This is a genomic window from Methylomarinum vadi (assembly GCF_000733935.1).
In the GTDB taxonomy this organism is placed as follows: domain Bacteria; phylum Pseudomonadota; class Gammaproteobacteria; order Methylococcales; family Methylomonadaceae; genus Methylomarinum; species Methylomarinum vadi.
This window is the reverse complement of the sequence record NZ_JPON01000001.1, coordinates 773168-800026: the sequence shown is the minus strand read 5'-3', so window position 1 is coordinate 800026 and position 26859 is coordinate 773168. Positions and strand designations below refer to the sequence as shown.

Here is a 26859-nt window from a genome sequence, read left to right as displayed (position 1 = left end):
CAAAGGAGTCGTTGATGAGCGTCAGACAGGAACTTGATTCGCTGTTAAAAACATTAATACAGCAGCGTGATGAAATTGATGTACAACTTCATCTTGCCGGCATGGAAGCGAAGGAGCTTTGGCGGCAATCGGAGCCAAAATGGGCGAGTTTTCTCGATCAGCTCGGAATTATTAACGACGATAGTAAAGAAGCTAGTGCTGAATTAATGCATGCGGCAAAAACGATCGGCGATGAATTGAAGGATATATACCAAGAGATTCAGAAACGATTAGGACAATAAAAAACCGGTCATATCGCCCGCTCCTTCAAACTTGGGACTCTTTAGAGAGTCCGTGCATCGATTTGATCGAATGGCTTTGAAAGATTGAAAGGGCAGGCAACATAACCGGTTACACTATCTCCGTATTATTAGATTAAACAATTTCTGAGTAGTTCAGTGGGTAATTAAATTTTTTCCGTTAGATTGACGATCAATGCCCGGGTTAGCAGGTAAACCGTCAATCCGCAACTGAGATGCCATAAAAAATGCGTGCCGAGCGGGATTTGCTGGCAAAGTAGATTGTCCAGTGTACGAAACGACAATGAAAGCAGAAAAAGTGCGAAGACGCCCAAGATTAACCAGCGTTCCGTTTTTTTATGCAGGTAATGGAATAGACTTATAATGGCTAATAGCAGCAGAGTAGGGAAATACAACAGTGAGCCGTTAAAAATTTGCGGATACAGTTTACCCAGACTAATCAACACTAAGAAAACCGACAATAAAGCGATCGATTGAAGCGCTTTCAATTGCATGATTTTACGGCCATACAGCCAATAATAAACCAGTTGAAATAACAATATAGGGATCAGATCCATTATCATGGACCAGCGATTGGCCAGCGTATGGAAGGCGAAACTGCCGAGACCGATGCCGACAATCAGCACGATGAGCACATTTGCTCCGCCGTTCGAACATTTTCGTTGTTTGACCAAACGCCAAGCAAACCATGCCGCGATCAGGAAGGCAATATTGCTGAGGGCGTTTATCGGTTCAGCCCAAAATCCCGGGTCTAGCCCGGATATTTCATCAGTCCCTTGAAACCCTATCGAAACCCTCGTTTGTTTTAAAACATGCGATCGTAAGGAGAAATTGAGCGGTCAAAAAGGGAATTAAGCATTGATTTCCGTTTTTCAGGCGCAACTTCCCCTTACCCCATTGTTTATCAGCGTGCCGGGCACAGCACTTTGTTTGTACTAATCAGGGCACAGGCGCTGACAAACGGATTTAAACAAGGATTGAAACGGATACTGACTGCTGAACAGCAGTCGAATACGACGGGTGTTACGAATGATGACGGCACCGATTTTAAACAATTTCAGGCGAATGGTGGCGCAAGTGGCTGTCGCTAGTTCGGTATTTTTGAGGGCGATTCGGCGAATCGCATGGATCAACGTATAGGCCAGTGTCGATAACAGCAAACGAAACTGATTCGGCCACCACAGGCTGCAACTGGTGCGGTCGGCAAACAGATCCAATTGTTGTTCTTTAATCCGGTTTTCCATGTCGCCTCGCGCACAGTAAACGGTTTCATAGAGTGTTTGTGCATCGCCGTCCAGATTGGTTACGACATAGCGGGGATTACTCCCTTGGCTCATGTGTTCGGCCTTAAGAATGACACGGCGTCGGCGTTTCCAGGTGCCGGCTTTATAGTGGAAATCGGTAAAGAGACGCTGTTTCTGCTGTTCGCTTTGGAACTGTTGCCGGGCTTGTTCAATCCAGGGTTGGCTTAAGCGCGTTAAGCGTTTATTTTTGGCCAACCCGACAATATAGTGAACGCGATGCCGCTCGCACCAACTCAGCATCTTATGGCGACAAAAACCGCCATCGCCGCGAAACGTGATGTCAACGTCCGGCCAAGCCTGACGCAAGCGCCGAACCAGCAAAGCCAGAATCGCCCAGCTGTGCTTGGCGCCATCAATATTGCTGGGACGTAGATAACTGACCAAGCAGTGATGGCCGCAAAAGACATACAACGGCAGGAAACAATAGTGCCGATAGTAGCCATGAAAAAAACGTCCGTCCTGTTCGCCATGAACCGGATCGTCGGTGGCGTCGAAATCCAGGATCAACGATTTCGGCGGTGTCTCATACGAAGCGATAAACTGTGCCAGCAACTCCTCATGAACTCGCCACATCAAGGCGCGATCCGCCTGCTGCTCAAACCGGCACAAGGTGGATCGGCTGCCCAATGTCTGATCCTTTTCCACCGCCGTCTGAAAGGCGATATCATTTCTGAGCGTGTCATGATCATTCAAATCCTCATACCCACACGCCAAGCCATAAACCCGTTGACGGAGCAGGTTGATCACAGAGTGTTGCACGCGGTCAGGGGCTCTGGCGTCAGGAATCTGCGCCGCTATCCGTTCGGTTAACCCTAACTGCTGGTCAACCGCTCGTAACAACAGCACACCGCCATCACTGGTGATCGCTCCACCACTGAATTGGGCGTCTATTTTACGGCGTTTTAAGGGAGGAAATTCTATTTGAGCTGGAGTACAATTTGTCATGGGCAAGTTGTTGGTTAAATTCAATCTAAGTAACTGAATTTTATCAAATATCAACAAACTTGCCCGCCTCTATCATGAAATATTCGGGCTAGCCGTTCGCAGTACAAGTCTATCATCTCGTAACCCTTTTCTGCCGAGCTTCAATCTTTATCATACTCGCTTCCGAAACCACCGCCGCCCGGTGTTTCAATTCTCAGACTGTCGCCCGCATTCAGTTCGATGTGCGTACAGCCCGGTAGGGAAATCATGTTGGCGTTTGCCTTAAGCAAACTGTTGACTCCGATTTTGCCGGCACCGCCGCCCAGGAGTCCAGCAGGCGTCTTCACGCGTCGGCTGGTCAGCAGGTTTGCCGACATCGGTTGCAGGAATTTGATTTGTCGTATTACGCCATTGCCGCCTTTGAACTGTCCGCTGCCGCCGCTGTTTTGACGAATGGCGAATTGCTCCAGCAATACCGGAAATCGCCATTCCAGGACTTCCGGGTCGGTGATGCGGGAGTTGGTCATATGGGTTTGTACCGCGTCGCAACCGTCAAAACCCTTGCCGGCGCCTGAGCCGCCGCATATGGTTTCATAGTATTGGTAGTCCTTGTTGCCGAAGGTCAGGTTATTCATCGTGCCCTGGCCGGCGGAAAGTATCCCCAGAGCGCCATATAAGGCGTCGACAATGTATTGCGAGGTTTCAACATTGCCGGCAACCACGGCGGCGGGATGCCGGGGATTCAACAGCGACCCATCCGGAATAATGATTTGCAGCGGCTTCAGGCAGCCGGCGTTTAACGGAATATCGTCCTCTACCAGTGTCCTGAACACATAGAGCACCGCCGCCTTGCACACCGCCGCCGGTGCATTGAAATTATTGTCTTGTTGGTTGGATGTTCCTGAAAAATCGATACAAGCCGTTTGCCTTTTACGATCGATACTGATTGCTACTCGAATCTCACTGCCTTGGTCGGAACGATGAAAATAGCGACCATCGGTTAACTTGGCAATGACTTGTTTAACGCAATATTCGGCATTGTCTTGTACATGCCGCATATAGCTCTTGACCGTTTGCAATGAATATTGCGCGACCATTTTTTTTAATTCGATGACGCCTTTGTTATTGGCGGCGATTTGCGCCTGCAAGTCGGCGATGTTTTGATCTGGATTACGGGCCGGGTAGTCCGTTGCCCCGAGCCATTGCCTGATCGCTTTTTCCTGAAACACGCCATCGACTACGATCTTGATTCCGCTGCTGACTACACCTTCCTCATCAATATGTTTGCTGGCCGAAGGCATGGAGCCGGGAGAGATGCCGCCGATATCGGCGTGATGGCCGCGCGAAGCCACGAAAAACAATAATTGATTGCCTGCCTCTTCGAAAATCGGAGTGACGACGGTAATATCGGGCAAATGCGTGCCGCCATGGTAGGGCGAATTCAGCATGAACACGTCGCCGGCCTCGATATCATGGCCTTGCTTATCCAACAAGGCTTTCACGCTTTCTCCCATGGACCCTAAGTGCACCGGGATATGAGGTGCGTTGGCCACCAGTTCGCCGTTGTGATCGAAAATCGCGCAGGAAAAATCCAAGCGTTCCTTGATATTGATTGAATGCGCGGTATTCTGCAACACGAATCCCATTTGCTCGGCGATCGAGACGAACAATTTATTGAAAATTTCCAATTTGACCGGATCGACAACCGTTTCGTCCTGCCACGTTTGTCGCACGGTTTCGAATCGAGTTAACAGCAGATTATTTTGCTCTGTCACTTCCGCTTGCCAACCTGGTTCGACGACGATCGTCGAGGTGCTTTCCAGAATGATGGACGGCCCTTTGATAAGAGAATTTGCCTGCAACTGCTCGCGTCTGAATACCGGCGTGTCGTGAAAAGTATTGTTGCTGAATAGCGTGGTTGTTGTGATCGGTCCCGTTTGTTGCGGTGTCTGAAAAGGAATCGACGTCGTGGCCACGTCGCTAATTCCGACGATCTCGACTGTGATTGATTCCAGGATTAATGCTTTGTCCGTATAAACAAAGCCGAAATGTTGCCGGTATTGCTGTTCGAAAGCGCGACGCATTTGTGCCTTATCGGCAAACTCGACAACTAATGCGGTATCGGTGCCTTGAAAGCGGATGTTGACGCTGGCCACGGTATCGATCCGGTTGCCATCGGATATTTGCCGCCGCATTTCGGCAATACCGTTATCTTCCAACTGTTGCCGCACAGTATTTAATTGCTCGAATGACACATCCAGCCAGGGTTGTTCGATGGCCTGTTCCCGTAGCAGCCTGTAATCGGCCAGTCCCATGCCATAGGCGGACAGCAAACCGGCAAAGGGATGTAAAAATATTTTCTTCATGCCCAGGCGGTCGGCTACTTTACAGGCATGCTGAGCGCCGGCGGCGCCGTAACAGCAAAGCGTGTAGGACGACACGTCGTAGCCTTTTTGTACCGAGATCTTTTTGATGGCGGCCGCCATGTTTTCGACCGCGACATCGAGAAATCCCTCCGCCACTTGTTCCGGACTGCGCCGGTCACCATTTTCTGTAGCGATGCGTGATGCAAGTTGCCGGAACAACAGTCGAACGTTTTCATAATCTAGCGACAAGTCGCCATCCGGACCGAATACGGCAGGGAACAGCGGCAGTTTACCCAGCATGATATTGGCGTCGGTCACGGTTAGGGGGCCGCCGCGCCTATAACCGGCAGGCCCCGGGTTGGCTCCGGCCGACTCCGGCCCGACCCGATAGCGCATGCCGTCGAACAGCAATTTCGAACCGCCGCCCGCCGCGACGGTATGGATGCTCAGCATCGGCACGCGCATGCGAACGCCGGCTACCTCGGTTTCGTAACAGCGCTCCAGTTCGCCATTATAATGGGCGACATCGGTAGAAGTGCCGCCCATGTCGAAAGCGATGATTTTATCGAAGCCGGCCGCTTCGGCCGTTTTTACGGCTCCGATGATCCCGCCCGCCGGTCCGGACAGAATGCTGTCCTTGCCGTGGAAATGATGCGCTTCGCTGAGGCCGCCGTTTGATTGCATAAACAACAATTGCGGCTTTTCTTTCTCAGCGAAAGCTAATCCATTGCTTACCTGGTCGACGTAACGGCGCAAGATCGGGGATAAATAGGCATCGACCACCGTGGTATCGCCGCGGCCGACGATCTTCATGAATGGACTGGTTCGGTGCGAAACGGAAATCTGGGGGAAGCCGATTTGTTGGGCCAGATTCGCCAACTGCTGCTCATGGCGGGGAAAGCGCCAGGCGTGCATCAACACGATCGCGACGGAACGTAACCCCGAATCGTAGAGTTGTTGCAATTGCTGACGAGCCTTGTCCAGATTCAGTGCATGCAGGATGTTGCCTTGTACGTCGACTCGCTCCTCGATCTCAACCACCGTTTGGTAAAGCGGTTTCGGCAGTTGGATATGCAGCGCGAAAATATCGGGGCGGTTCTGATACGCGATGCGCAGACAATCGCCCAGCCCCTGGGTAATCAGCAGGGCGGTCGGTTCGCCTTGGCGTTCCAGCAAGGCATTGGTGCCGACGGTCGTGCCCATTTTGACCGCTTGGATATGTTGGGCTAGCGGTTGGTTCTGGTGCGCTTGTAAAATATCGCGAATACCCTGGATCGCGGCATCTAGGTAACGCTCCGGGTTTTCCGAGAGAAGTTTGCGCGTTATCAATCGAGCATCCGGCGCACGGGCGACGATATCGGTAAAGGTGCCGCCGCGATCGATCCAGAATTGCCAGCGGGCAGTAAAATCAGTCATCAATCAGTCGGTTTTAATAGATTTATTGGTTTGATCGGAGTAATCTTGTTTATTTACTGGTTTAAGCGATGCGAGTCCGATGTGTTATAGGCTGTTATTATAAATTCTGAAGATTGTATGCGGGGATTTTATTATGGCTAGAGCGATCAATATAACCAAACTGATCGGCAACACCGATCTGGTTAAATTACAACGTCTAGTTTCCGAACATGCCGCCGAGGTTTTGGTAAAGCTCGAATCGCGTAATCCCGGCGGTTCGGTCAAGGACAGAATTGGGTTGGCGATGGTCGTCGCGGCGGAAAAAGCCGGCAAACTAGATACCGGCGGCACCATAATCGAGCCGACTTCCGGCAATACGGGTATTGCTCTGGCGATGGTCGCGGCGCAGCGCGGTTACCAGTGTATCCTGACCATGCCCGAAACCATGTCGGTGGAAAGAAGGCAGTTATTGGCCCTATACGGTGCGAGAATCGTGTTGACGCCGGGGACAGAAGGCATGAAGGGAGCAATCGCCAAGGCGTTGGAAATTCTCGACGAAACGCCGGACGCCTTCATGCCGCAACAGTTCGAGAACCCCGCCAATCCCGAAATGCACAGGCAAACGACGGCGCAGGAAATCTGGGCCGCAACCGACGGAAAGGTTGACGCTTTCGTCTGTGGCGTGGGAACCGGCGGCACGATTTCCGGAGTCGCCGATGTGATTAAAAAGCGCAATCCGGACTTTCGTGTCGTCGCCGTCGAGCCGGCTGAATCTCCGGTTATTTCGGGAGGTTCGCACAGCCCCCATAAAATTCAAGGTATAGGGGCCGGTTTCATTCCCAAAAATCTGGACGTGGACCTGATTGACGATATCGAACTCGTCAGTAGCGAAGATGCCTTGGCGATGCGCAAACGCCTCATCGAGGAAGAAGGCATTATGGCCGGTATTTCGTCCGGCGCCAGTGTTTGCGCCGCATTACGCGTCGCTGAACAAATGGGGGAAGGCAATACCGTGGTCACCATGATTCACGATACCGGCGAACGCTATTTGAGCATGAGTTAACACGCTAGTCCGTACATTATCTCGAGGCAGGAACGATTCTGCAGGTACCAAGGTTTTTGTCCGGTTGTGATGAAAAGAAATGACCGGAAAAACCGAGGAAAAATCTCTGGTCTATCTGGCTAATGGTACTCCCTGGCAATAAGGATCACTGCTGCGGTCAGCGGTTATTGCAGATAAGAACAACAATAATCGGTCGGTGACAGGATTTTGATTTGGAATTGCGCGTTGGCGGGCACAGTGAAGGTTTCGCCGCCTTTGACCGATTGCCACTCTTCGGACCCCGGTAACAATACCTGCAATTCGCCTTCCAAAATCTCCATCAATTCGGCAGCGGCGGTGCCGAAGGTGTATTCGCCGGGCAGCATGAAGCCCAGCGTTTTGACGCTGCCGTCGGCAAATTTGATGGTTCGGCTGCTGACCTTGCCGTCGAAATAGATGTTGGCTTTCTTGACGACGGTGACTTTGTTGAATTCTGTCATGGTGTAAGCTCCTGAAAAAAGCCGGCTATGATAGCAGCTTATTGCCTTTCTCAAGGTAAAAAAGTCGTGGCGCGCCAGGCTTGTCGATACTGCTAGTATAAATAGTGCAATGAAAATGCGATGGCTCCAATCGTTCCAGCCATTGTTGTACTTGTTCGGTTTCCAAATCGCCGCCGGCATGGCCGGGATAGGCCAGTATCGTCATGACTCCGGCCGGCGCCAACGCCTCGCAGGCGGCGCCAAGCGCGGTCAAGGTCGATTCGGCGCGGGTGATGACTGTTTTATCGCTGCCGGGCAGATAACCGAGATTGAACATGACGGCTTGAATTCGGCCCTGCTGTTCGGGTGGAATGAAACTGACCATGTCGGCATGGCTGGCGTGGAAGAGGGTGACGTTAGCGATCAGCCTGGCTTGAGTCAGGCGCGCGCGGGTAGAATCAAGGGCATGTGACTGAATATCGAAGCCGTAGACATGCCCTTCCGTTCCCACATGTCGTGCTAGAAATAGGGTGTCGTGGCCGTTGCCGAGCGTGGCGTCTATCGCTATATCGCCGTTCCTTAGTCGTTTTTCGATCAATCTGTGGGCGGTTTCAGGCAATGAAATGCGACTCATAATGGCGTTTGATGTCGATATGGTTTGGCAGTGGGTTATCGTTAAGTAATGTGTCGGCGAATTGTTGGCAGTGGCGGGGAATCAATAAGCTGCCTTTGGCGCCGAAGCCGTTGAAAATCGCTAAGCGCGGATAACGGGGATGGAGACCGATGAAAGGTTGTCTGTCCTGGGTAGCCGGGCGAATGCCGGCCTGCTGCCGGAAAATCCTGGCCGCTGCCGAGGGCGGATAGGCGCGGTGCAAATCGCGCAGCAGAGCGGCTTTGGCCGGCTCGGTGACGGTCATGTCCAGTCGATCGCGGTCGAAGCTCGCGCCGGTCTTGAAGTATCCGTCGGGCAAAGGAATGAACCAATGGCCGTAATTCAGGATTTTCCCGATCGGTTCGCCAAGGGAAAAGCCGGTCAGGATCTCGCCTTTTACCGGTTGCCAGGGCAACCAGTTAAACCATGGGTTGCGTCTCGCCAGATGGCCTTCGCAGAAAATGATGCGGCGCGGCCTAAAGTGGCGCCAATGAAGCTCAGGTTCAAGCTTTATATCGGCGTAGTCGATATCGGCTTGCAGATAGCCGTTTCGTTCGCTGAAGAAATTTTTAAGGGCGCTTAGCAAGGGAACGGTCAGTAGATACCCGGTTTGCGTCTGCCGCAGCAAGCCGAGAGGGCTGTCGACGTTCGGCTCGGCTTCGCTGATGCCGGCCAGGTAATCCCGATAGCCGGCTTCGAGCAGGCGCTTTTCGGCGCTTTGGCGTTCTTTCTCGTTGCGTAGCAAGCGCAGCATCGGTTTTTCGACAAAAAAAGTCTGCCGGAAAAACCGTTGCAAGGTCGCATAATAAGATCTTGCCAGCGGCAACAGCATATCCACGTCGGCCGTTTTGACGAAGCGCTGCCCGGTCACCGGATTGATCAGGCCGGCGGCCACCTGCGACGCGTTTTCCTTGCCGTTGTCGACCAACAGGATTTTATGGCCGCGCCGGCATAACTCCCAACCTAACAAGCTACCGGCCAGTCCCTGGCCAACGATCAAAAAATCGATCTGCATGCCACCATGATGAGCTGGATTGGCGAAGGAAATAACAGGGTATTATTTTTCCGTCAGGGCGTTGGCCGAGAAATGAATGCCTTCCCAACCGTATTTCATGAAGTTGCGGATGTTTTGATGGCCGCTGCCGGTTGGATCTTCAAGCACATCCTTACGATAATAATCGCCGAACAATTGCAGGGTTTGCGCCGGATCGAGCCGATGTAAGCGGGCAAAAGCGAATATTTTGCAGGAGCCTTCGTTGGTCCCCCCCGGATTGTCCAGCTTGTCTGCGCCCAGGCCGTTGCTGAAAGCGGTCGGTTGATAATGATAGTGGTCGGCAATGACCGCCATGGAGTCGGCAAAGTCGATGGTTTCATTGTTTTTCAGGCGATCAAGAAATTCTGTAACGGTCATGTTTCGGGTTTATGAAGAAAGATTAAAAGTTGGAGGGATTCAGCCGTGCTTCATCACGCGCGCTTTTTCGCGTTGCCAATCGCGATCCTTGGCGCTGGCGCGCTTATCATGCAGTTTCTTGCCCTTGGCCAGGCCGATTTTTAACTTGGCCCGTCCTCTGACCCAATACATGGACAGAGGGATCAGGGTATAACCCTTGCGTTCGACCGCGCCGATAAGCTTGTTTAATTCCTGGCGATGCAATAACAGTTTCTTGCGGCGCACGGCGTCGGGGACGACGTGGGTCGATGCCGACAAAAGAGGGGAAATATGGGCGCCGTGCAACCAGGCTTCGCCGTTCTTGATTTGGATGAAGCTCTCTTTCAGCTGCACCCGGCCTTCGCGTAAACTTTTGACTTCCCAGCCTTCCAAAACCAAGCCGGCTTCGAATTGCTCTTCGATGAAATATTCATGCGTGGCTTGCCGGTTGAGAGCGATGGTGTTGTCCGGCTGCTTCTTGTTTTTTTTGGATTTTTTGCTTGCCATATTGCTGCAATTAGCTTTTTTGACCTGACGTAATGAGATAAATTTGGTATTTTACTCGATTACTCGAGAAATATTTGATTTTAATTGACAGGCTGAGCAAGCAAATGACGGATACAACAAAATCAATTCATGGTGAATGGTCTTCACGTTTCGCTTTCATTCTGGCCGCCACCGGCTCCGCGGTCGGCCTGGGTAATATTTGGAAATTTCCCTATATCACTGGCGAAAACGGTGGCGGTGCGTTCGTATTGGTTTATTTGCTGTGCGTTTTGGCAATCGGTATTCCCATCATGATTGCCGAAATCATGATGGGAAGGCGAGGCCGGCAGAGTCCGATCAATACCATGACCACCTTGGCCGAGGAGGCGCAGGTCGATAGTCGCTGGCATTACCTGGGCTGGATGGGGGTTGCGGCCGGTTTTCTCATACTTTCTTATTATAGCGTGGTAGCCGGCTGGGCATTGTCCTATGTGGTCAAGGCTTTTTTTGGCGGTTTTTCCGGCGGCGATGCCGAGGAAATCAAAAGCCTGTTCGACGGTTTGGTGGCAAGTCCCGTGCAATTAGTTTTCTGGCATAGCGTGTTCATGTTGGCAACGATGATGATCGTGCGGCGTGGGGTCAGCGGCGGGCTGGAAAAAGCGGTGCGTTTTTTGATGCCGGCCTTATTTGTCATTCTGTTATTGCTAGTCGGTTATGCGATGACTACGGGTTTCTACCAACAAGGTCTGGATTTCATGTTCGAGGCCGATTTCAGCGAGATTGACGCGAATGCTATTTTGACCGCCATGGGGCATGCTTTTTTTACCCTGAGTTTGGGGATGGGGGCGATCATGGTGTACGGTTCTTATCTGCCCCGCCACATTTCCATCGCCAAAACGGCGATCTACATTGCCGGGGCCGATACTATTGTCGCCTTGCTCGCCGGTATTGCGATATTCCCGATTGTTTTCGCCAATGGCTTGGAGCCTGGGGCCGGCCCCGGATTGATTTTTCAAACCTTGCCGATCGCCTTCGGTAACATGAGTGGCGGTTGGTTGTTCGGTTTTCTGTTTTTTGTCTTGTTGGTTTTTGCCGCCTTGTCTTCGTCGATTTCTTTGATCGAACCGGCCGTCGCCTGGTTGGTGGAAAATAAAGGCATGGACCGGCATAGCGCTTGCATTTGGTCCGGATTGGTTACTTGGCTGTTGGGCGTCGCGGTAGCGTTCTCCTTTAATATTTGGTCTGATATCACCTTGTTCGATAAGTCGATCTTTGATTTGTTGGATTATTTGACCGCTAATCTGATGCTGCCGCTCGGCGGATTATGTATCGCCTTGTTTGCCGGGTGGATGATGAAACGACAGCATACCCTGCAGGAACTGGAAATGCCGGAACAACAATATGGCGTCTGGAAATTTTTGATTTGCTATATCGCGCCGGCGGCCGTTTTTTTAGTCTTTTTGCATGTAGTTGGAATTATTTAATCATGACGTTGGTACAAAAGTCTGCGCTGGTCAGGTTTTCGGCGCAGCAGATGTATGATTTGGTCGACGATATCGAATCCTACCCGCAATTTTTACCCTGGTGTGGCGGTAGCCGCGTTTTGCGCCGCGAAGACAATATCGTCGAGGGCGAAATTTTGATCGCCAAGGGCGCTATCCGTAAAACCTTCGCCACCCGCAACCGGGTGGAGCCCGGCAGCAAGATCTACATGAGTTTGCTCGAAGGTCCGTTTCAGTCGTTGGAAGGGGTGTGGAATTTCATCCCGTTGCGCGAGGACGCCAGTAAAATTTCCCTGGATCTGGAATTCGAGGTATCCGGTAAGCTGGCCGGTTTGGCGTTTGGTTCGGTGTTCAACCAGATTTGTAACACCATGGTGGTGTCATTCACCGAGCGGGCGAAGGCATTATATGGTGGCTAAGTCAATCCAGGTGGAGGTGGCTTATGCTGAGCAGGACAGGCAGGTGATTGTTACGCTGACGGTCGCGGAAGGAACGACGTTGGCCGAGGCGATTGCCGAGTCTGGTATGACGCAACAGTTTCCGCATATCGATTTGAACGTCAATAAAGCCGGTATTTTCGGTAAAATCTGCAAGTTGGAACAAAGGCTGAGGGACGGCGACAGGGTGGAGATTTATCGTTCTTTGGCCCAGCATCCGATGGACGCGCGGCGCAATCGAGCGGCGGGGCGCTGATTCAAGGGGCCCTACACCGTCAGAAGTTTCCATTTGGTGACGAAGAAGGTGAGCGTTAAAACGGTTCGTCGAATACTTTTTCGTTGCCATCATCTCGGCGCGGCTCGTCTGCCCCCGTTTTTCTTTTACTAGCCTGTAAATCCGGTTCATCGCTGAAAAGACCGCTGATTTTTTGCCACATGGTCTTGTCCAGGTTGCGTTTCGGTATTTCTACCGTAGTTTCCTTGGACTCGGCGACTACCGGCAGGGAAGACGGCCTAAAATCACCTTGTACGCCAATCAGTTTGTCATCATCGAAAAACAGCGACAGGCGTTTTTGCACTCGGGCTCCACCACCGGGTTGCTCAGAATACAAATAATCCCAACGCTTCTGATGAAAAACATCAATCAGCATCGGCGACCCCATGATATATAGAACTTGACGTTTGGTCATATTGGGCCTGAGCTGGTCCACCATTTCCTGATTAACGATATTGCCTTGTTGTATGTCCAGAGAATAAACACCGGGAAGATTGTTCAGAACGGTAGAACAGCCAGCCATGCCGAGGAATCCGGTTATGATCAATGTTGAACAAGCTTTTTTCATGTTTTCGGCAATTGTGATGCGATCGGTGATGAACAAAATAATCAGTTTTATAAAAAATGATGGTTCATTATCCCATAAATCAATCAGCGTGCCGCGTTAAAAGCAGTTAAAATATCAGCTTTTGCTTTTATACGTTCGTCGCTGGGCTGTCACCGGGAACTGTTTAACGGCTTGACGGATCAGACTAGTATTTTTAATGGAGATTTTGTTTTGGAAACGCAGGATTTAAGAGATGCCGGTCTCAAAGTGACCTTGCCCCGATTGAAAATTCTGGAGATTCTGGAAAAACAATCGGATCAGGATCGCCATCTGACCGCGGAACAAGTATATAAAATTTTGTTGAGCGAAGACGAGGAAATCGGTCTGGCGACAGTTTACCGCGTGTTGACGCAATTCGAGGCGGCTGGATTGGTATGCCGGCATCATTTCGAGGGCGGCAACTCTGTGTTCGAATTGAATAAGGGTTTGCATCATGACCATATCATGTGCGTAAAATGCGGTCGGGTCGATGAATTTACCGACGAGGTGATCGAAAAGCGGCAGAAAGCCATCGCTAAGGAACTGGGTTATGAATTGACCGATCACAGCCTTTATCTATACGGGTTTTGCGCCGACTGCAAACAGTCTTCCTGAGACTTAATTCATGTTTAAACCTCTGATCCTATACATAGGGCTACGCTACACGCGAGCCAAACGGCGCACTCAGTTCATCTCCTTCATTACGCTGACGTCCATACTCGGCATCGCCCTGGGCGTGACTGCCCTGATCACGGTTTTGTCGGTCATGAACGGGTTCGAAGCGGAATTGCGCCAGCGCATACTCGGCATGACGTCGCATACGACGATAACCGGCCGCTACGGCAAGTTGGAAAATTGGCGGCAACTCAACCAACGATTACAGGGTTACCCCCATGTCGAAGGAAGCGCGCCGTTCGTCCACGGCCAAGTCATGATCAATGTCGACCGCCAGGTCAGCGGTACGCTATTGCGCGGCGTATTGCCCGCCATGGAGCCGGAGGTATCGGAAGTGGCCGCTAACATGGAAGTGGGTTCGTTGGATGATTTAAGGCCGGGACAATTCGGCGTTATTCTCGGCGCCGAACTGGCCGCCTTCCTTGGCGTGACGGTCGGCGATCGGGTTACGATCATCAGTCCGCAGGTCAATTCGACGCCGGCCGGCATTTTGCCCAGGCTGAGGCGTTTTACCGTGGTTGGCGTTTTTCGTGTCGGCATGTATGAATACGACCGCAATATGGCCTTGACGCATATCGATGACGCCGCGAAATTGTTTCGTCTCGGCGATGCGGTTTCCGGACTGCGCTTGAAATTGGACGACTTGTTCAATGCCCCGCAAATCAGTCGGGCGTTGGCCAACGAACTGTATCGGGATTACCGGGTCAGCGACTGGACCAAGGCGCACAGCAACTTCTTCCGGGCGATCAAGACCGAAAAGCGGGTCATGTTTATCATTTTGTTGTTGATCGTCGCGGTCGCCGCTTTCAACATAGTTTCCACGTTAGTCATGGTGGTGACCGATAAGCGCGGCGATATTGCAATACTAAAGACGCAGGGGCTGACCAGCCGTTCCGTCATGGGCATCTTCATCGTACTCGGCGGCGTAATCGGCATATTCGGTACGTTGATGGGAACATTGGGAGGCGTGTTATTGGCGTTGAATGTCGAAACCATCGTGCCCGCCATCGAAGAATTTTTCGGTGTGCAGTTTATGGCCGCCGATGTCTATTACATCAGTGAAGTGCCGTCTAAACTGGACTGGAACGATGTCTATGTGATCGCGGCCATGGCCTTTTCTTTGTCGCTGCTGGCCACCTTATATCCAGCCTGGCAGGCATCGCGGGTCAATCCGGCCGAGGTGTTGCGCTATGAGTAATGACATCATTCTGCAATGCACCGATCTGCGTAAGACTTACGTCCAGGGCGATTTGAATGTTGAAGTTCTGAAAGGGGTCAATTTATCCGTATCGTCGGGAGAACGGGTCGCCATCATGGGGGCCTCGGGTTCCGGCAAGAGCACGTTGCTGCATCTGTTGGGCGGCCTGGAAAAACCTAGCGCTGGCGAAGTGATACTGGATGGGGAAAATCTGAATAAGATAAATGGCGGCCGCTTGAGCCAATTGCGCAATCAGTCGTTGGGGTTTATCTATCAGTTTCACCATTTATTGGGTGAATTCACCATGCTGGAAAATGTCGCGATGCCGCTCTTGATCGGTAGGCAATCGATCAAGCAGGCGCAACAACAAGCGACCGAATTATTGAAAAGAGTCGGCTTGGGACACCGGATTAAACATAAACCGGGCGAGCTTTCCGGCGGGGAAAGGCAACGCGCGGCGGTCGCCAGGGCCTTGATCAACAAACCCAAATGCGTTTTGGCCGACGAACCGACCGGCAATCTGGACAGTAAAACGGCTGAGCAAATTTATCAATTAATGCTGGAATTGAACGAGGAGTTGCAGGTCAGTTTCTTGGTTGTCACGCACGATCCGGATTTGGCCGGACGCATGGATCATGTCTTGCATATGGAAGATGGCGTGATAATCTCTTAAAAGATATCGCCTTATCTTCAAATATCGCCGGACTTTAACCGGTTCTCTCGACAAGTTCATTAATGCCTTTGGCGTTCATTATGGAAAGCAAATGAAAAAATCGATATGGATGGCAATTTCTGCAATTGTGGCGGTCGCTTTATGGTTGCTAAGTGGGCAATTTGTAGCGAGGCCGTCGGTTGAACACGCAAACAATAACAGCGGCGCGGTCCCCATGATGTCCGTCGAAGCGCTGGCTTCGGAGGCCGAGACGGTCAAAAGTGAAGTCATCGTTCAGGGGGTGTTGGAGGCGCAGAGAAAAGTCGGTCTGCGCGCCGAGACGGCAGGCATGGTGCGAAAACTGCACGTGGATCTAGGGGATAAAGTCGAATCCGGACAAGTCCTGCTGGAATTGCAGGAAAAGGATAGATATGCGCAGATTGCCAAGGCCGAGGCCGAGATTGTCAGCAAACAATTAGTGGTCGAGGGGATGCGGCGTCTGCATGATCGCGGACTGCAGTCGGAAACCAATCTAAAACAGGCGCAGGCCGATTTGGCGGCGGCGCGGGCGGAAAAAAAACGTTTGCAGTTGGATCTGGCCGACACGGCCATCAGGGCGCCGTTTGCCGGCATGGTGGAAACCCGTGCCGTGGAATTGGGAAGTTACGTCGATGTCGGCGACAGCGTGGCCGAGATCATCGATGTTTCCCGCTTAAAGGCGGTCGCCTATGTCACGCAGCAGAATATCTCCCGCCTTGCACTCGGGCAGGCGGTGCTTATTCGGTTGCTGGATGGGCGGGAGGCGACCGCCGAATTAACGTTCATCGCCAAGGAGGCGGATGCCGCAACGCGAAGCTTTCGAATCGAAGCGGAATTCGCAAATGAGGCCTTGGTAGCCGGCGTCAGCGCCGAACTGCATATTGCCGTTGGCAAGACCCAGGCTCACTTTATTTCTCCCGCCATTTTGACGCTGGATGAATCCGGCAGGCTGGGCGTTAAGACGCTGAACTCCGACAATAGAGTCGTGTTTAAGCCGGTGACCGTTGTCAGGACCGAAAGCCATGGCGTCTGGGTCGAGGGCTTGAATGCCAGGGAAAATATCATAGCCCGCGGGCAAGGCTTCGTATTGCCGGGGGAAGAAGTTAAACCGATGTATCCGCAGGCGGACTGATGGCGGGAGTTATCGATCAGGCTTTTGCCCGTAGCCGCACGATCATTTTACTGCTGTTGTTTATCTTGATTGTCGGCGCTTTCAGCTACCAGGCGATTCCCAAGGAAGCGGAACCGGATATCGCCGTACCCTTTATCTATGTTTCGATGAGCCACGAGGGGATTTCTCCGGAAGATGCCGAGCGTTTGTTAGTGCGGCCCATGGAAAAAGAATTACAGGGCATTGAAGGCGTCAAGGAAATGACCAGTGTCGCCAGGGAAGGGCATGCCTCGGTTCAGCTGGAGTTCACCGCTGGTTTCGACAACCGCCAGGCATTGCAGGATGTGCGGGAGAAGGTCGACCTGGCCAAAACCGAATTGCCCGAAGACACCGAGGAACCGGAAGTCCACGAGATCAATGTGGCATTGTTTCCGGTATTGACGGTGGCGTTGTCCGGGCAAGTGCCGGAAAGGACACTGGTGCGCCTGGTGCGCGACCTGAAGGACAAAGTCGAAGCCTTGCCGGGCGTCTTGGAAGTCGATGTCGGAGGCGACCGCGAGGATTTGCTGGAAATCGTCGTCGAACCCAGCATACTGGAAAGCTATGCCATCGATTTCGAAACCCTTTTCGGTTTGATCAATAATAACAATTTATTGGTCGCGGCCGGGGCGATGGATACCGGTGCCGGCCGTCTGGTGGTCAAAGTACCGGGCGTGGTGGAAGGCATCGAGGACTTGCTGGGAATGCCGGTCAAGGTCACGGATGATTCGGTCGTTACGGTCGAAGATGTGGCGGACGTGCGCAAGACTTTTAAGGATGCCGAGGGGTATGCCCGGGTCGGAGGCAAGCCGGCCATCACCTTGGAAGTCAAAAAACGGGTCGGCGCCAACATCATCGAAACCATCGCGGCAATACGGCAATTGGTGGAAGACGAACGGCAGCATTGGCCCGATGTGATCGAGGTCGCTTACATGCAGGACAAGTCGAAGCAGATACGCACCATGCTCGGTGACCTGCAAAATAACGTCTTGTCGGCGATCATCCTGGTCATGATCGTGATCCTTGCGGCGATGGGGGGGCGTTCATCGCTACTGGTCGGCTTGGCCATTCCCGGTTCGTTCCTAGCCGCCATCATCATCCTCGATACCCTGGGGCTGACCTTGAATATCGTGGTACTGTTCAGCTTGATTCTGGTGGTCGGGATGCTGGTGGACGGGGCCATCGTCGTCAGTGAGCAGGCCGACCGCAATTTGAAAGGGGGCATGGAGGCTGTTGCCGCCTATGCCGGGGCTTCCAAACGCATGGCTTGGCCGGTGATCGCTTCGACCCTGACCACGTTGGCCGTGTTCTTGCCGCTATTGGGTTGGCCCGGCATGGTGGGCGAGTTCATGAAATTTTTGCCCATTACCGTGATCATCGCGATGTCCGCTTCCTTGGCGATGGCGTTGCTGTTTATCCCGGTACTGGGTTCCGTGTTGACGGGAAATTCCCGGAAAAGAAGTGGCTTCGAAACGGGCGAGGTTGAAGGGAAGTTCACCGATTGGTACGCTAGATTGCTCGCTCGGATTTTAGCTTATCCCGGTAAAATTTTGCTATCGGCCCTAGTCGTCCTGGTCTTGAGCTATCTGGCTTTTGGCGCATTCAGCAAAGGGGTGGAGTTTTTTCCCGATGTCGAACCGGAATTCGCCTTGATTCATATACATGCCCGGGGCGATTTGTCGATCGAGGAGAAAGATGCTGTCGTGCGCCGGGTCGAGAAGCGAATTATGGCATTGCCGGAGCTGAAATCGGTGTATGCGCGTTCGTTCAATCAGGCAGCGGGTCGTAACGTGGCCGAAGATGTGATAGGCACGATACAGTTGGAATTCATCGATTGGGATAAGCGGCGTAAGGCCGCCGTCATCATGGAAGAGATGCGGCGAATGACTTCCGATATTCCCGGCATCATCATCGAGGTGCGGAAACAGGAAAGAGGCCCCTCCGGCGGTAAACCGATTCAACTGGAATTCAGTTCGCGCGAACCGGCGCGTATTCCGGGGGCCGTCGCCCAAGTGCGGTCATTGATGGCCAAGATTGGCGGCTTCGTCGATGTCGAGGACAATCTGCCTTTGCCGGGCATCGAATGGGAATTGAATATTGACCGGGAAAGGGCCGCGCAATTCGGTGCCAATGTCGCCAATGTCGGTAAAACTGTGCAATTGGTCACGGGCGGGATCAAGGTGACGGATTATCGCCCGGACGACAATGACGAGGAAGTCGACATTCGTATTCGTTATCCGCGCGCTTATCGCAATTTGGAACAATTGCGCCAGTTGCGCGTGCCCACCAACGCCGGCATGGTGCCGATCGGTAATTTCGTGACGTTGACGCCGGAACCGAAGACGGGAACCTTGAACCGGGTCGATGCCCGGCGTGTGATTACGCTGCAGGCCGATGTGGCCGAAGGCCTTTTGACCGACAACCAATTAACAGCCTTGCAAAAGGCGTTGCTCGACGCCGAGATCGACCCGCTGGTCGATATCAAATACAAAGGCGAAGATGAAGACCAGCGTGAAGCGGCGACTTTTTTGCAAAATGCTTTCGCCGGGGCCATTTTTTTAATGGCGCTAATTCTGGTAACGCAATTCAACAGTCTCTACCAGTCATTACTGGTGTTATCCGCGATCGTTTTTTCCACGGCAGGGGTATTATTGGGCTTGCTGATTACCGGCCAGGCCTTCGGCATCGTCATGGTGGGGCTCGGTATCATTGCGCTGGCCGGGATCGTGGTCAACAATAATATCGTCTTGATCGATACCTATAACCAATTGCGTGGCGAAGGCATGGCGATCGTCGAGGCGGCCGTCCAGACCGGCCGGCAACGATTGCGTCCGGTACTATTGACGGCTATCACCACGGTCTTGGGATTGATCCCGATGGTGCTGGCCATGAATATCGACTTGCTGAACCGCGATATCAGCTTCGGCGCGCCTTCGACGCAATGGTGGACGCAACTGGCCAGTGCCATCGCCGGCGGTTTGAGTTTCGCCACTCTGCTGACGTTAGTCTTGACGCCCTGTCTGCTGGTCATGGGAGATAATTTCTTTCGAAAATTCAGTAAGTCCGATAGCAAGTAGAATACATGATGTCAGAATTTGAATTGCAAGCTGCCCAGCAGCATGTGATTCATCAGATCCTTGTCGTCGGGATGATGAATATATTGATTCATATAGCCGACTTCGAACCAATAATGCCCGCCCGGGTCAAATTGCCAGCCCAGGCCGGCGAATACCCGGTTTTGGTCGAAGCCGCTTTGCGGTCCCCAGTCCACGCTATAAACATTCAAAAAAATCTCTTCCCAACCGACCAGGTGCAAATAAGGATGTATCTGGGAGAGTTGGTATTTGCCCCGTATCCTTTGCCGTACTCGGGTCGCCATTTGACTGTCATCATTGACGAAACGCCATTCGATCATGGTGCGGGTCGATAGCGTTCCCCAGGATTGGGGCTTGGTCCAATACATGGCTTGGTTAATATCATGTTCATGGTGGGTCTGGCCGTTGTCGAGTACGGTCGGTACCCAGGTATAACCAAAAAACAAGGAGATTTCATCGCTGTACTGGTATCCCGGCATGATACGGATAATGCCCTGGGTAAAGCGATCGAAATCTTCGAAAAAACGCGCTTCGCCGGTACCCAGTAGTAGAAAACGGTCCAGCTTCGGATCGAGCTTGCCGAGGTCGAAATGGCCTTCGATCTGACTCCATAGGCCGGAATCGTTGATCAGGTCATTATCGGCCTGGGCCGAGTTATTAACGAAGCTGAACAACGAGCCGATCAGCAAGATAAGGACCGTTCTAAAGCGGAAGATGTTCATTAGCATCCTGTCATTTCTCTATTCGGCAAAATCCAAGTCGAAAAACTGTATTGATTGCTGTATATAATGAAGCTTTTACCCACGTCCTGCAACTTGAAAACCGAGGAGATACTATGGCTGCCACCGAATCCGCTATGCTGCCTTTAGGCACGATCGCACCGGACTTTGATTTGCCCGATACCGTGACCGGCGTCAACAAATCCTTACAAGGGTTGAAAGGGGTCAAGGGAACCCTGGTCATGTTCATTTGCAATCATTGTCCCTATGTGCAGCATATTAAATCGCAATTGATAGATATTGCCGATCATTACAGTTCGCAGGGGATTAGCTTCATCGCGATCAGTTCCAATGATATCGTCAATTATCCCCAGGATGCGCCGGATAAAATGCGGGGAATGATGGAAGAATGGGGCAATCCGTTTGCCGCTTATTTGTATGATGAAACTCAAGAAGTCGCCAAGGCCTACCAGGCAGTCTGCACGCCGGATTTCTTTTTGTTCGACGCGAAACTGGCTTGTGTCTATCGAGGCCGTTTGGACGGTTCCACACCTAAGAACGATATGCCGCTAACAGGGGGGGATTTGCGCGCGGCGCTCGACAACCTGATGCTCGGCCAGCCGATCAATCCGCGCCAGGTTCCCAGTATCGGCTGTAATATCAAATGGAAAGCCTAGTCAGGTGCCGGTCATCCGTGAGCTGGTCGACTTCGTTGGTTTCATAGGATGAACCCTGCAAACGCGTGATCCAGGGAGCTTTGCTCAAGGGATTGACATGAAAAGCCAGGTACTCGGGTTTATGCAGCAAGCCTTCCTCGCCCGAGGCATTGGGATTCAGTTGCCTTTTCTCGATGAAATCCACCATTCTGCGTGTGTTGTATATCGCCAGCACCCGGTGGCCGATATGACTGCTGTAAACCTGATAGGCGACATTGCTTTCATCGAGGGCCGGGTTGCGCTCGATCAAGGCGTCGATCTCGCCATCGTCCTGGGCCAGATTCTTCAATACCGAGTTATTGTGGTTGCGAATCAATGACGTCAAGTAATCCGACAAGGTACCGTTGAGTTGATGTTGCTGTAGAGCCTTGACTTCGCGGTCGGCAAAAGAAAAACTTTCCGCGACCAGATAATGCTGATCTCTGTCGCCGTCGTTGGCGAACAGGGCGATTTTATCCAGCGAGGTGTCTTCCAGCGCCTTCAAAAACGATTGCGGCGCGCGGATATGCTTGTCGATGGTAATGACCCAGGGCAGGGCGCGGCCCGTTTTCTCGAAGCGGGCCTTGACACTGTGAATCACGCCGGAACGCGACAATTCCTCCTCGCGCCCGGCCGGTTTGACCAGAAAGGCATCGACGGCGGTGATCTGGGTATGGAAACCGGCCGCCTTGAATTGGTTGATGATGGTGGAATAGCGCGGTTGATAGGGAATGCCGGTGCCGTCGTAAAGCAGATTGATTCCGGCCTCCTTGGCGTGCTGGGCGACCATGTCGCGCAGACGGTTGGCGAAGGGTTCGACATAGACATAATCGTCGCTGTGGTGATTGGCGGCGGTCAGTATGCGGTAAAGATCGCTGACCTTGCGGAATTCATCCAGCGAGGCAACGACATAATTATCGCCGCATTGCGCCTTGGCGATCTCTTCCACGGCGGTCTTGCCTGAACCGGCGCCGCCCATGCACATGAATAGCTTCGGGTTGACGTCGGGGGTTTTGCCAGCAAAGATTTCCTGGGTGGCGTTGACCAGAATCCGGTTGATCCGGCCGAGGCGTTCATAAGCGATCTCGACCGTGCGCACCAGCCGGGCATCGCCGTTGGCGGCGCTAATCAACGTGTTTCTCAACGGTTCGTTATTGGCCAGTTTGAACAAGGCGGACTTTTCGCCGGTCCCGGTATAGGTTTTCAGCAGTTCGACAAATTCGATATGGCTGGGCGAGCGTAACCCGGTCAGCATGTTAACATCCAGACAGAATAATGGCGCCGTGCCGTCTTCGCCAATATTGATGCCATCGATAAACTTTTTGTCGGGGCGGCGAAATTCCTCGGTGCCGGGCAGGTAGCCGACGACATGTTGCGAGACATTGAGGGGATAATCGGCAAAATGCTTGCCTTTAACGAAATATTCCTCGCGGATGCTGTCCACGGGCACCAGCCCGCCATTGACCGTGACCAGGCAGTCGAGGCCTTGTTTGGTGCGGTGCGATAAAAATGGCATACCGGACAAAAAGCGTTTGTTTTCCGGCCAGATGCCATAGCGATTGGGCTGGTTTTGCAGACTTTTGGTTCGGGTCGGATCTAGGGCGTGTCCGAAAGCTTGGGTGACAAGTCGGTGACTGCTTTGCGGGTCGTGCAAAATATCGGCATCGCCGTGGGCCAGGCGCCTGAAATCGATGCCTTGTTCATAGACGGCTTTAAAGGCAGGTAAATGACCGAGCGCGGTCATGAAAAAATCCAGCGTGATACGATTGCCATAAGCGAACGGCCTGATCGCGCGGATTTTGATGTAAAAGTCGGCCAGGCGCTCGGCGATATTGTCGGTTTTGATAACGAAACCGTTATTGTCGAACAGCGCCGTGTCGCAATTTTTATCACCGTCCAAGACCAGTCTGGCGAAGGTTTTACGAAATTGTTGCCGGGTTTCCGCATCGGTAATGGTTCCGGGGCGGTGGGCGACGGTGGCTTGCTCTTTCCAATCGACAAACATTTCCCGGTGTATCCGGGTAAAAAGCATGGTCAGATAGGTGAAGCGTTTGGTTTGATCGTGGGAAACCGTACTTTCGGCTTCCTGCTGCAGCGTCGACAATAATTTGGTTCCCTGCAATATTGCCAATGCCGTTCTCAGTTTTTTCAGATACGCATAGCCTGAAATGTAGTTGTTATTGTTATGCATGATTTCAACCTTGCCTTGCCGGATAACGCGAAGTGATCAGCGCCGACTCATTGCCTAGCATACCGTTTCAAATGCTTTCTGTCATGTTGGCGAGTGATAATGCCCTCAAATTTGTAGGGAAGACGGCGCTGACCGCTTCGGGTTAAAATTATCAAATTTTATAGCTTTGGGAAAAAATCCCATGTCACTCGGGAAAGCATGAAGATAAGCCTACTGGCGGGAACACATTCGGGATGTGGCAAGACCACGGTCATGTTGGCCTTGTTGCAGTATTTCAAAGCGAGGCGGCAATCCGTCATTGCTTTTAAAAGCGGGCCTGATTTTTTAGATCCGCTTTGGCATCGCGCGGTTACCGGGAAGCCAAGTTATAACCTGGACACCCTGATGATCGGCGTGGAAAAGTCACGGGAAATTCTGGCGCGGCAGGCCGGTCGCGCCGATTGCGCCGTTATAGAAGGCGTGATGGGGTTGTTCGACGGACGTAGCGGAGTCGGCTCGACCGGATCATCGGCGGATTTGGCTCGCATCTTAAACGCGCCGGTAATGCTGGTGGTCGACGCCGCCGGCATCAGCGGCACGATAGTGCCCTTGGTCGCGGGAGTCTGCGCTTATGCAACCAGAATGGGCGTCGCCATCGGCGGCGTGATCGCCAATAAAGTTGGAAGTCGGCACCATGCCGAGTTGTTGCGTGAGTTATTGCAAGAACACGACATGCCGCCCTTAATTGCCTGGATGACGAAAGGGGCGCCCGTGTTGGCGGAACGGCATCTCGGCCTGGTTCGGCCCGGCGAGGGCGATATCCCAGACTTCTTACCCTTTTTTCAAGTCGAAGACAACGCGCTGAAACAGGCTTTCGCCGAATGTCAGCTTCAACCGGAATCCGATCAATCGGAACGCCAGTTATTGAACGGTAAAACGGTGGCGGTGGCTAAGGATTCCGCCTGCTGTTTCATTTATCAGGCTAACCTAGATTGGCTGCGGGCTCAGGGGGGCGAGTTGCGATTTTTTTCCGTGTTGGCCGGCGAGCCGGTGCCGGATGCGGCAGATGCCTTATGGTTGCCTGGTGGATATCCGGAGCTTTATGCCGAGCAGTTGGCGCAATCGGCCAGTTGGCCGTCCCTGAGACAATTTATCGAAAACGACAAACCGGTGTTGGCCGAATGTGGAGGGGCCATGATATTGGGAGAATGTTTAATCAATCATGAAGGCGAGCATTGGCCGATGGCTAAGATGTTGCCTTATGTATCCAAAATGCAAGACAAATTGGCCTCATTGGGGTATCGCCAGGAGGCCAGTGGCGCCAGAGGGCACGAATTTCATCATTCGGTTAGGGACATGGCAGGGACATTGCCGGCGGCCTTCGATTGTCCGCGCGGTGATCGCGGCGTGCGCTACCGGAATCTGCGCGCTTCCTATGTGCATTGGTTTTTTCCAAGCGCGCCGGCTGTTGTCGCGGGGTGGTTATCATGAAAAGCAGGGACAGGCGGCAAGGCATTGTGGTAGTAAACACAGGCGAAGGCAAGGGTAAGTCGTCCAGCGCCTTCGGCATGGTATTTAGAGCCGCCGGCTGGGGCATGAACGTCTGCGTGATTCAGTTTATCAAAGGCCAATGGAAAACCGGCGAACAGGAGGCGGCCAAGCGGTTCGACAATATCGAATGGCATGCCTTGGGCGACGGCTTTACCTGGGACACCAAAAATCCCGAACAGGATATCAAAACCAGCAGAGCGATTTGGGAATTCGCCAAGGAAAAAATTCGCTCGCAACAATACGATTTCGTGTTGCTGGATGAAATCAATTATTGCTGCGGATATAACTGGATTTCGGGCCAAGAGATCGCCGATTTCATCCGCCAGGAAAGACCTTCCTGGATGCACCTGGTATTGACCGGGCGTAATGCGGCGGAAGAGGTGATGGAGGTGGCCGATACCGTGACGGAAATGCGCAAAATCAAGCATGCCTACGAGAAAGGAATCAAGGCCGCGCAAGGAGTTGAATTTTAATGCTGAAAATCTTGGCGAATTCTGGCAAAATCGCCCCTTTTTTTACTAGCGAAGTAACAATATGAAACAGGCAATTGCGCTTATCAAACAATATTATCAAGCGTTCAACGACGGTGACATGGAGACTTTTCTGAGTCTTTTGGCCGACGATGTCGTACATGATGTCAATCAAGGCGGCCGGGAGCAGGGCAAGGAAGCATTCGCGCGTTTCATGGACAAAATGAATCATCATTACCGTGAGCAACTGGTGGAAATGGTGGTCATGGCCAACGAAGAGGGCACCCGCGGCGCTGCCGAGTTCGTTGTATTGGGCGAATATCTGAATACCGACGAAGGTTTGCCCGAAGCGAAAGGACAAAAATACCGTCTACCGGCCGGTGCGTTTTTCGATATTCGCGAAGGTAAGGTGGCTCGGGTGACCAACTATTACAATCTGGAAGACTGGGTCGCCCAGGTGTCGGTTTAATACCGTTGTTCGTAAATAGAGTGAGGTGTTTGGATTTGCCTTTCCATTTTTTCCGGCAACTACGAAGTGTCCTTATGCGCTCATGGGGACATATCTCCAACCCATCTACATGCGACCCGTCCAGTCAGATTTAACTTTTGAACCGGCATATTCGGCAAAAAAGTTTGAACAAGCTTTCTTGCATTGCCGAGATCGTGCGATTGGCATAGAATTCATGGGGAAATGGCATATGCGTCGCGCTTGGCCAAGACATCGTTGCAATGAATAAACGATGTTACGCAGATGTCGTTCCGATAATAATAAATTAGGAGAAGCTAATGGGTAATACGCAAAAATTAATCGCTGCCGTGGTCGGGGCTATTGTGATAGGGTTCGTTATGGTCGGGGGCAGCAAACAGCAAACTACAGAGCAAAAAGAGGCCGCTTCCATGATCCGAGCGGTGTCATCGATGCAAAGCATGGCAAACCAAAAATGTCCGCAACTGATTAAAGAGAAGACCGGTTCGCAGGTTTATTTTCCTTCCAAAACCGATACCGATAAAGCGACTTATGTCACAATGGAATGGGTCGGCGAACCTGGCGACAATTTCAAGAAAGCCTCTTGCACCCTGCATATTTCGCTGGGCGGCGTTTCCAAGCTTGTTATCGATGATAAAGTTTTAATCGATAAGAAAGTTAGATAATTTTTTAAGGCAAAGAATGATCTATATTGGCCTACAGGGATGTGGCTAATATCTATTTACCTGGAATTTGTATAACAGGCATAGAATCCATAACGTATTTGGCGCAGTCCTTAGCCTG

General features: G+C 52.2%; 26 protein-coding genes. 15 read left to right on the top strand and 11 right to left on the bottom strand.

Features of this window, described 5'->3' with window-relative positions; translation table 11 throughout:
• Window positions 1-14 precede the first annotated feature (14 nt).
• Window positions 15-281 carry a hypothetical protein gene (locus EP25_RS0104155; protein ID WP_031432728.1) on the top strand — a complete coding sequence of 89 codons (267 nt, stop codon included), beginning with the start codon at window positions 15-17 and terminating at the stop codon, window positions 279-281.
• Window positions 282-445: 164 nt separating this feature from the next.
• Here the strand turns inward: EP25_RS0104155 and EP25_RS0104150 are convergent, their stop codons facing one another.
• The 3 genes from EP25_RS0104150 to EP25_RS0104140 form a co-directional block, all read right to left on the bottom strand.
• Complete coding sequence (locus EP25_RS0104150) at window positions 446-1027, bottom strand: ceramidase domain-containing protein (protein WP_268745436.1); 582 nt, start codon at window positions 1025-1027, stop codon at window positions 446-448.
• 207 nt (window positions 1028-1234) lie between these two features.
• Window positions 1235-2548 carry an IS1380 family transposase gene (locus tag EP25_RS0104145; protein ID WP_031432630.1) on the bottom strand — a complete coding sequence of 438 codons (1314 nt, stop codon included), beginning with the start codon at window positions 2546-2548 and terminating at the stop codon, window positions 1235-1237.
• A gap of 140 nt (window positions 2549-2688) precedes the next feature.
• Window positions 2689-6309: a hydantoinase B/oxoprolinase family protein gene (locus EP25_RS0104140; RefSeq protein ID WP_031432726.1), complete on the bottom strand. Its 3621-nt coding sequence runs from the start codon at window positions 6307-6309 to the stop codon at window positions 2689-2691.
• A gap of 133 nt (window positions 6310-6442) precedes the next feature.
• Between EP25_RS0104140 and cysK the strand changes: the two genes are divergently transcribed.
• Window positions 6443-7351, top strand: coding sequence for a cysteine synthase A (gene cysK, locus EP25_RS0104135; RefSeq protein WP_031432725.1), 909 nt, complete (start codon window positions 6443-6445; stop codon window positions 7349-7351).
• Window positions 7352-7515: 164 nt separating this feature from the next.
• Here cysK and ppnP read toward each other — a convergent pair whose 3' ends face one another.
• From ppnP to smpB, 5 genes are read right to left on the bottom strand one after another with little or no spacing between them, the layout of a single operon-like run.
• On the bottom strand, window positions 7516-7830 hold the full coding sequence (gene ppnP / locus EP25_RS0104130; RefSeq protein WP_031432724.1) for a pyrimidine/purine nucleoside phosphorylase: 315 nt from the start codon (window positions 7828-7830) through the stop codon (window positions 7516-7518).
• Window positions 7831-7855: 25 nt separating this feature from the next.
• Complete coding sequence (locus EP25_RS0104125; RefSeq protein ID WP_031432723.1) at window positions 7856-8443, bottom strand: class I SAM-dependent methyltransferase; 588 nt, start codon at window positions 8441-8443, stop codon at window positions 7856-7858.
• Window positions 8421-9476 (bottom strand): NAD(P)/FAD-dependent oxidoreductase, encoded by a 1056-nt coding sequence (locus EP25_RS0104120; protein WP_031432722.1) that lies wholly within the window; start codon window positions 9474-9476, stop codon window positions 8421-8423. The genes EP25_RS0104125 and EP25_RS0104120 overlap by 23 nt, the downstream gene beginning before the upstream one ends.
• A gap of 42 nt (window positions 9477-9518) precedes the next feature.
• Complete coding sequence (locus EP25_RS0104115; protein ID WP_031432721.1) at window positions 9519-9872, bottom strand: HopJ type III effector protein; 354 nt, start codon at window positions 9870-9872, stop codon at window positions 9519-9521.
• Window positions 9873-9911: 39 nt separating this feature from the next.
• Entirely contained in the window at window positions 9912-10397 is a 486-nt protein-coding gene (gene smpB, locus EP25_RS0104110) for an SsrA-binding protein SmpB (RefSeq protein WP_031432720.1), read from the bottom strand.
• A 104-nt stretch (window positions 10398-10501) separates the two neighbouring features.
• Here smpB and EP25_RS0104105 point away from each other — a divergent pair, with 104 nt between their 5' ends.
• The 3 genes from EP25_RS0104105 to EP25_RS0104095 are packed head-to-tail and all read left to right on the top strand — an operon-like array spanning window position 10502 to window position 12571.
• Entirely contained in the window at window positions 10502-11860 is a 1359-nt protein-coding gene (locus tag EP25_RS0104105; protein ID WP_031432719.1) for a sodium-dependent transporter, read from the top strand.
• A 2-nt stretch (window positions 11861-11862) separates the two neighbouring features.
• The gene (locus tag EP25_RS0104100) at window positions 11863-12297 is read left to right on the top strand and encodes a type II toxin-antitoxin system RatA family toxin (RefSeq protein ID WP_031432718.1); all 435 of its coding nucleotides are present in this window, start codon (window positions 11863-11865) and stop codon (window positions 12295-12297) included.
• Entirely contained in the window at window positions 12290-12571 is a 282-nt protein-coding gene (locus EP25_RS0104095) for an RnfH family protein (protein WP_407661357.1), read from the top strand. Before EP25_RS0104100 ends, EP25_RS0104095 begins: the two co-directional genes overlap by 8 nt.
• Window positions 12572-12626: 55 nt before the next feature.
• On the opposite strand, the gene EP25_RS0104090 is transcribed toward EP25_RS0104095, so the two are convergent.
• Window positions 12627-13112, bottom strand: a complete 486-nt coding sequence (locus tag EP25_RS0104090; protein ID WP_235185834.1) for an outer membrane protein assembly factor BamE — start codon at window positions 13110-13112, stop codon at window positions 12627-12629.
• Window positions 13113-13367: 255 nt separating this feature from the next.
• Between EP25_RS0104090 and fur the strand changes: the two genes are divergently transcribed.
• The 5 genes from fur (at window position 13368) to EP25_RS0104065 (ending at window position 19966) form a co-directional block, all read left to right on the top strand.
• Window positions 13368-13790 (top strand): ferric iron uptake transcriptional regulator, encoded by a 423-nt coding sequence (gene fur, locus EP25_RS0104085; RefSeq protein ID WP_031432715.1) that lies wholly within the window; start codon window positions 13368-13370, stop codon window positions 13788-13790.
• Window positions 13791-13800: 10 nt separating this feature from the next.
• The gene (locus EP25_RS0104080; protein ID WP_031432714.1) at window positions 13801-15048 is read left to right on the top strand and encodes a lipoprotein-releasing ABC transporter permease subunit; all 1248 of its coding nucleotides are present in this window, start codon (window positions 13801-13803) and stop codon (window positions 15046-15048) included.
• Entirely contained in the window at window positions 15041-15721 is a 681-nt protein-coding gene (lolD, locus tag EP25_RS0104075; protein WP_031432713.1) for a lipoprotein-releasing ABC transporter ATP-binding protein LolD, read from the top strand. Before EP25_RS0104080 ends, lolD begins: the two co-directional genes overlap by 8 nt.
• Window positions 15722-15812: 91 nt before the next feature.
• Window positions 15813-16871: an efflux RND transporter periplasmic adaptor subunit gene (locus EP25_RS0104070; protein WP_031432712.1), complete on the top strand. Its 1059-nt coding sequence runs from the start codon at window positions 15813-15815 to the stop codon at window positions 16869-16871.
• A complete protein-coding gene (locus tag EP25_RS0104065; RefSeq protein WP_051906379.1) occupies window positions 16871-19966 on the top strand; it encodes an efflux RND transporter permease subunit in 3096 nt (1031 codons plus the stop codon). The genes EP25_RS0104070 and EP25_RS0104065 overlap by 1 nt, the downstream gene beginning before the upstream one ends.
• Before the next feature lie 11 nt (window positions 19967-19977).
• On the opposite strand, the gene EP25_RS0104060 is transcribed toward EP25_RS0104065, so the two are convergent.
• Window positions 19978-20706 (bottom strand): DUF2490 domain-containing protein, encoded by a 729-nt coding sequence (locus EP25_RS0104060; RefSeq protein ID WP_031432710.1) that lies wholly within the window; start codon window positions 20704-20706, stop codon window positions 19978-19980.
• A 113-nt stretch (window positions 20707-20819) separates the two neighbouring features.
• Here EP25_RS0104060 and EP25_RS0104055 point away from each other — a divergent pair, with 113 nt between their 5' ends.
• Window positions 20820-21380 (top strand): thioredoxin family protein, encoded by a 561-nt coding sequence (locus tag EP25_RS0104055; protein ID WP_031432709.1) that lies wholly within the window; start codon window positions 20820-20822, stop codon window positions 21378-21380.
• Here the strand turns inward: EP25_RS0104055 and EP25_RS0104050 are convergent.
• On the bottom strand, window positions 21364-23589 hold the full coding sequence (locus tag EP25_RS0104050; protein WP_084190951.1) for a zeta toxin family protein: 2226 nt from the start codon (window positions 23587-23589) through the stop codon (window positions 21364-21366). The genes EP25_RS0104055 and EP25_RS0104050 overlap by 17 nt on opposite strands.
• A 198-nt stretch (window positions 23590-23787) precedes the next feature.
• Between EP25_RS0104050 and EP25_RS0104045 the strand changes: the two genes are divergently transcribed.
• The 4 genes from EP25_RS0104045 (at window position 23788) to EP25_RS0104030 (ending at window position 26741) form a co-directional block, all read left to right on the top strand.
• Window positions 23788-25059: a cobyrinate a,c-diamide synthase gene (locus EP25_RS0104045; protein ID WP_031432707.1), complete on the top strand. Its 1272-nt coding sequence runs from the start codon at window positions 23788-23790 to the stop codon at window positions 25057-25059.
• Window positions 25056-25592: a cob(I)yrinic acid a,c-diamide adenosyltransferase gene (gene cobO, locus EP25_RS0104040; protein WP_031432706.1), complete on the top strand. Its 537-nt coding sequence runs from the start codon at window positions 25056-25058 to the stop codon at window positions 25590-25592. Before EP25_RS0104045 ends, cobO begins: the two co-directional genes overlap by 4 nt.
• A 61-nt stretch (window positions 25593-25653) precedes the next feature.
• A complete protein-coding gene (locus tag EP25_RS0104035) occupies window positions 25654-26058 on the top strand; it encodes a ketosteroid isomerase-related protein (protein WP_031432705.1) in 405 nt (134 codons plus the stop codon).
• 317 nt (window positions 26059-26375) lie between these two features.
• The gene (locus tag EP25_RS0104030; protein WP_031432704.1) at window positions 26376-26741 is read left to right on the top strand and encodes a hypothetical protein; all 366 of its coding nucleotides are present in this window, start codon (window positions 26376-26378) and stop codon (window positions 26739-26741) included.
• Window positions 26742-26859 lie beyond the last annotated feature (118 nt).

What these genes read in the sequence shown, in the direction of transcription:
- EP25_RS0104155 (WP_031432728.1), top strand. Translation starts at nt 15, where the DNA reads ATGAGCGTCAGACAGGAACTTGATTCGCTGTTAAAAACATTAATACAG.
- EP25_RS0104145 (WP_031432630.1), bottom strand. Translation starts at nt 2,548, where the DNA reads ATGACAAATTGTACTCCAGCTCAAATAGAATTTCCTCCCTTAAAACGC.
- EP25_RS0104140 (WP_031432726.1), bottom strand. Translation starts at nt 6,309, where the DNA reads ATGACTGATTTTACTGCCCGCTGGCAATTCTGGATCGATCGCGGCGGC.
- cysK (WP_031432725.1), top strand. Translation starts at nt 6,443, where the DNA reads ATGGCTAGAGCGATCAATATAACCAAACTGATCGGCAACACCGATCTG.
- ppnP (WP_031432724.1), bottom strand. Translation starts at nt 7,830, where the DNA reads ATGACAGAATTCAACAAAGTCACCGTCGTCAAGAAAGCCAACATCTAT.
- EP25_RS0104125 (WP_031432723.1), bottom strand. Translation starts at nt 8,443, where the DNA reads ATGAGTCGCATTTCATTGCCTGAAACCGCCCACAGATTGATCGAAAAA.
- EP25_RS0104120 (WP_031432722.1), bottom strand. Translation starts at nt 9,476, where the DNA reads ATGCAGATCGATTTTTTGATCGTTGGCCAGGGACTGGCCGGTAGCTTG.
- EP25_RS0104115 (WP_031432721.1), bottom strand. Translation starts at nt 9,872, where the DNA reads ATGACCGTTACAGAATTTCTTGATCGCCTGAAAAACAATGAAACCATC.
- smpB (WP_031432720.1), bottom strand. Translation starts at nt 10,397, where the DNA reads ATGGCAAGCAAAAAATCCAAAAAAAACAAGAAGCAGCCGGACAACACC.
- EP25_RS0104105 (WP_031432719.1), top strand. Translation starts at nt 10,502, where the DNA reads ATGACGGATACAACAAAATCAATTCATGGTGAATGGTCTTCACGTTTC.
- EP25_RS0104100 (WP_031432718.1), top strand. Translation starts at nt 11,863, where the DNA reads ATGACGTTGGTACAAAAGTCTGCGCTGGTCAGGTTTTCGGCGCAGCAG.
- EP25_RS0104090 (WP_235185834.1), bottom strand. Translation starts at nt 13,112, where the DNA reads ATGGCTGGCTGTTCTACCGTTCTGAACAATCTTCCCGGTGTTTATTCT.
- EP25_RS0104080 (WP_031432714.1), top strand. Translation starts at nt 13,801, where the DNA reads ATGTTTAAACCTCTGATCCTATACATAGGGCTACGCTACACGCGAGCC.
- lolD (WP_031432713.1), top strand. Translation starts at nt 15,041, where the DNA reads ATGAGTAATGACATCATTCTGCAATGCACCGATCTGCGTAAGACTTAC.
- EP25_RS0104070 (WP_031432712.1), top strand. Translation starts at nt 15,813, where the DNA reads ATGAAAAAATCGATATGGATGGCAATTTCTGCAATTGTGGCGGTCGCT.
- EP25_RS0104065 (WP_051906379.1), top strand. Translation starts at nt 16,871, where the DNA reads ATGGCGGGAGTTATCGATCAGGCTTTTGCCCGTAGCCGCACGATCATT.
- EP25_RS0104060 (WP_031432710.1), bottom strand. Translation starts at nt 20,706, where the DNA reads ATGAACATCTTCCGCTTTAGAACGGTCCTTATCTTGCTGATCGGCTCG.
- EP25_RS0104055 (WP_031432709.1), top strand. Translation starts at nt 20,820, where the DNA reads ATGGCTGCCACCGAATCCGCTATGCTGCCTTTAGGCACGATCGCACCG.
- EP25_RS0104050 (WP_084190951.1), bottom strand. Translation starts at nt 23,589, where the DNA reads ATGCATAACAATAACAACTACATTTCAGGCTATGCGTATCTGAAAAAA.
- EP25_RS0104045 (WP_031432707.1), top strand. Translation starts at nt 23,788, where the DNA reads ATGAAGATAAGCCTACTGGCGGGAACACATTCGGGATGTGGCAAGACC.
- cobO (WP_031432706.1), top strand. Translation starts at nt 25,056, where the DNA reads ATGAAAAGCAGGGACAGGCGGCAAGGCATTGTGGTAGTAAACACAGGC.
- EP25_RS0104035 (WP_031432705.1), top strand. Translation starts at nt 25,654, where the DNA reads ATGAAACAGGCAATTGCGCTTATCAAACAATATTATCAAGCGTTCAAC.
- EP25_RS0104030 (WP_031432704.1), top strand. Translation starts at nt 26,376, where the DNA reads ATGGGTAATACGCAAAAATTAATCGCTGCCGTGGTCGGGGCTATTGTG.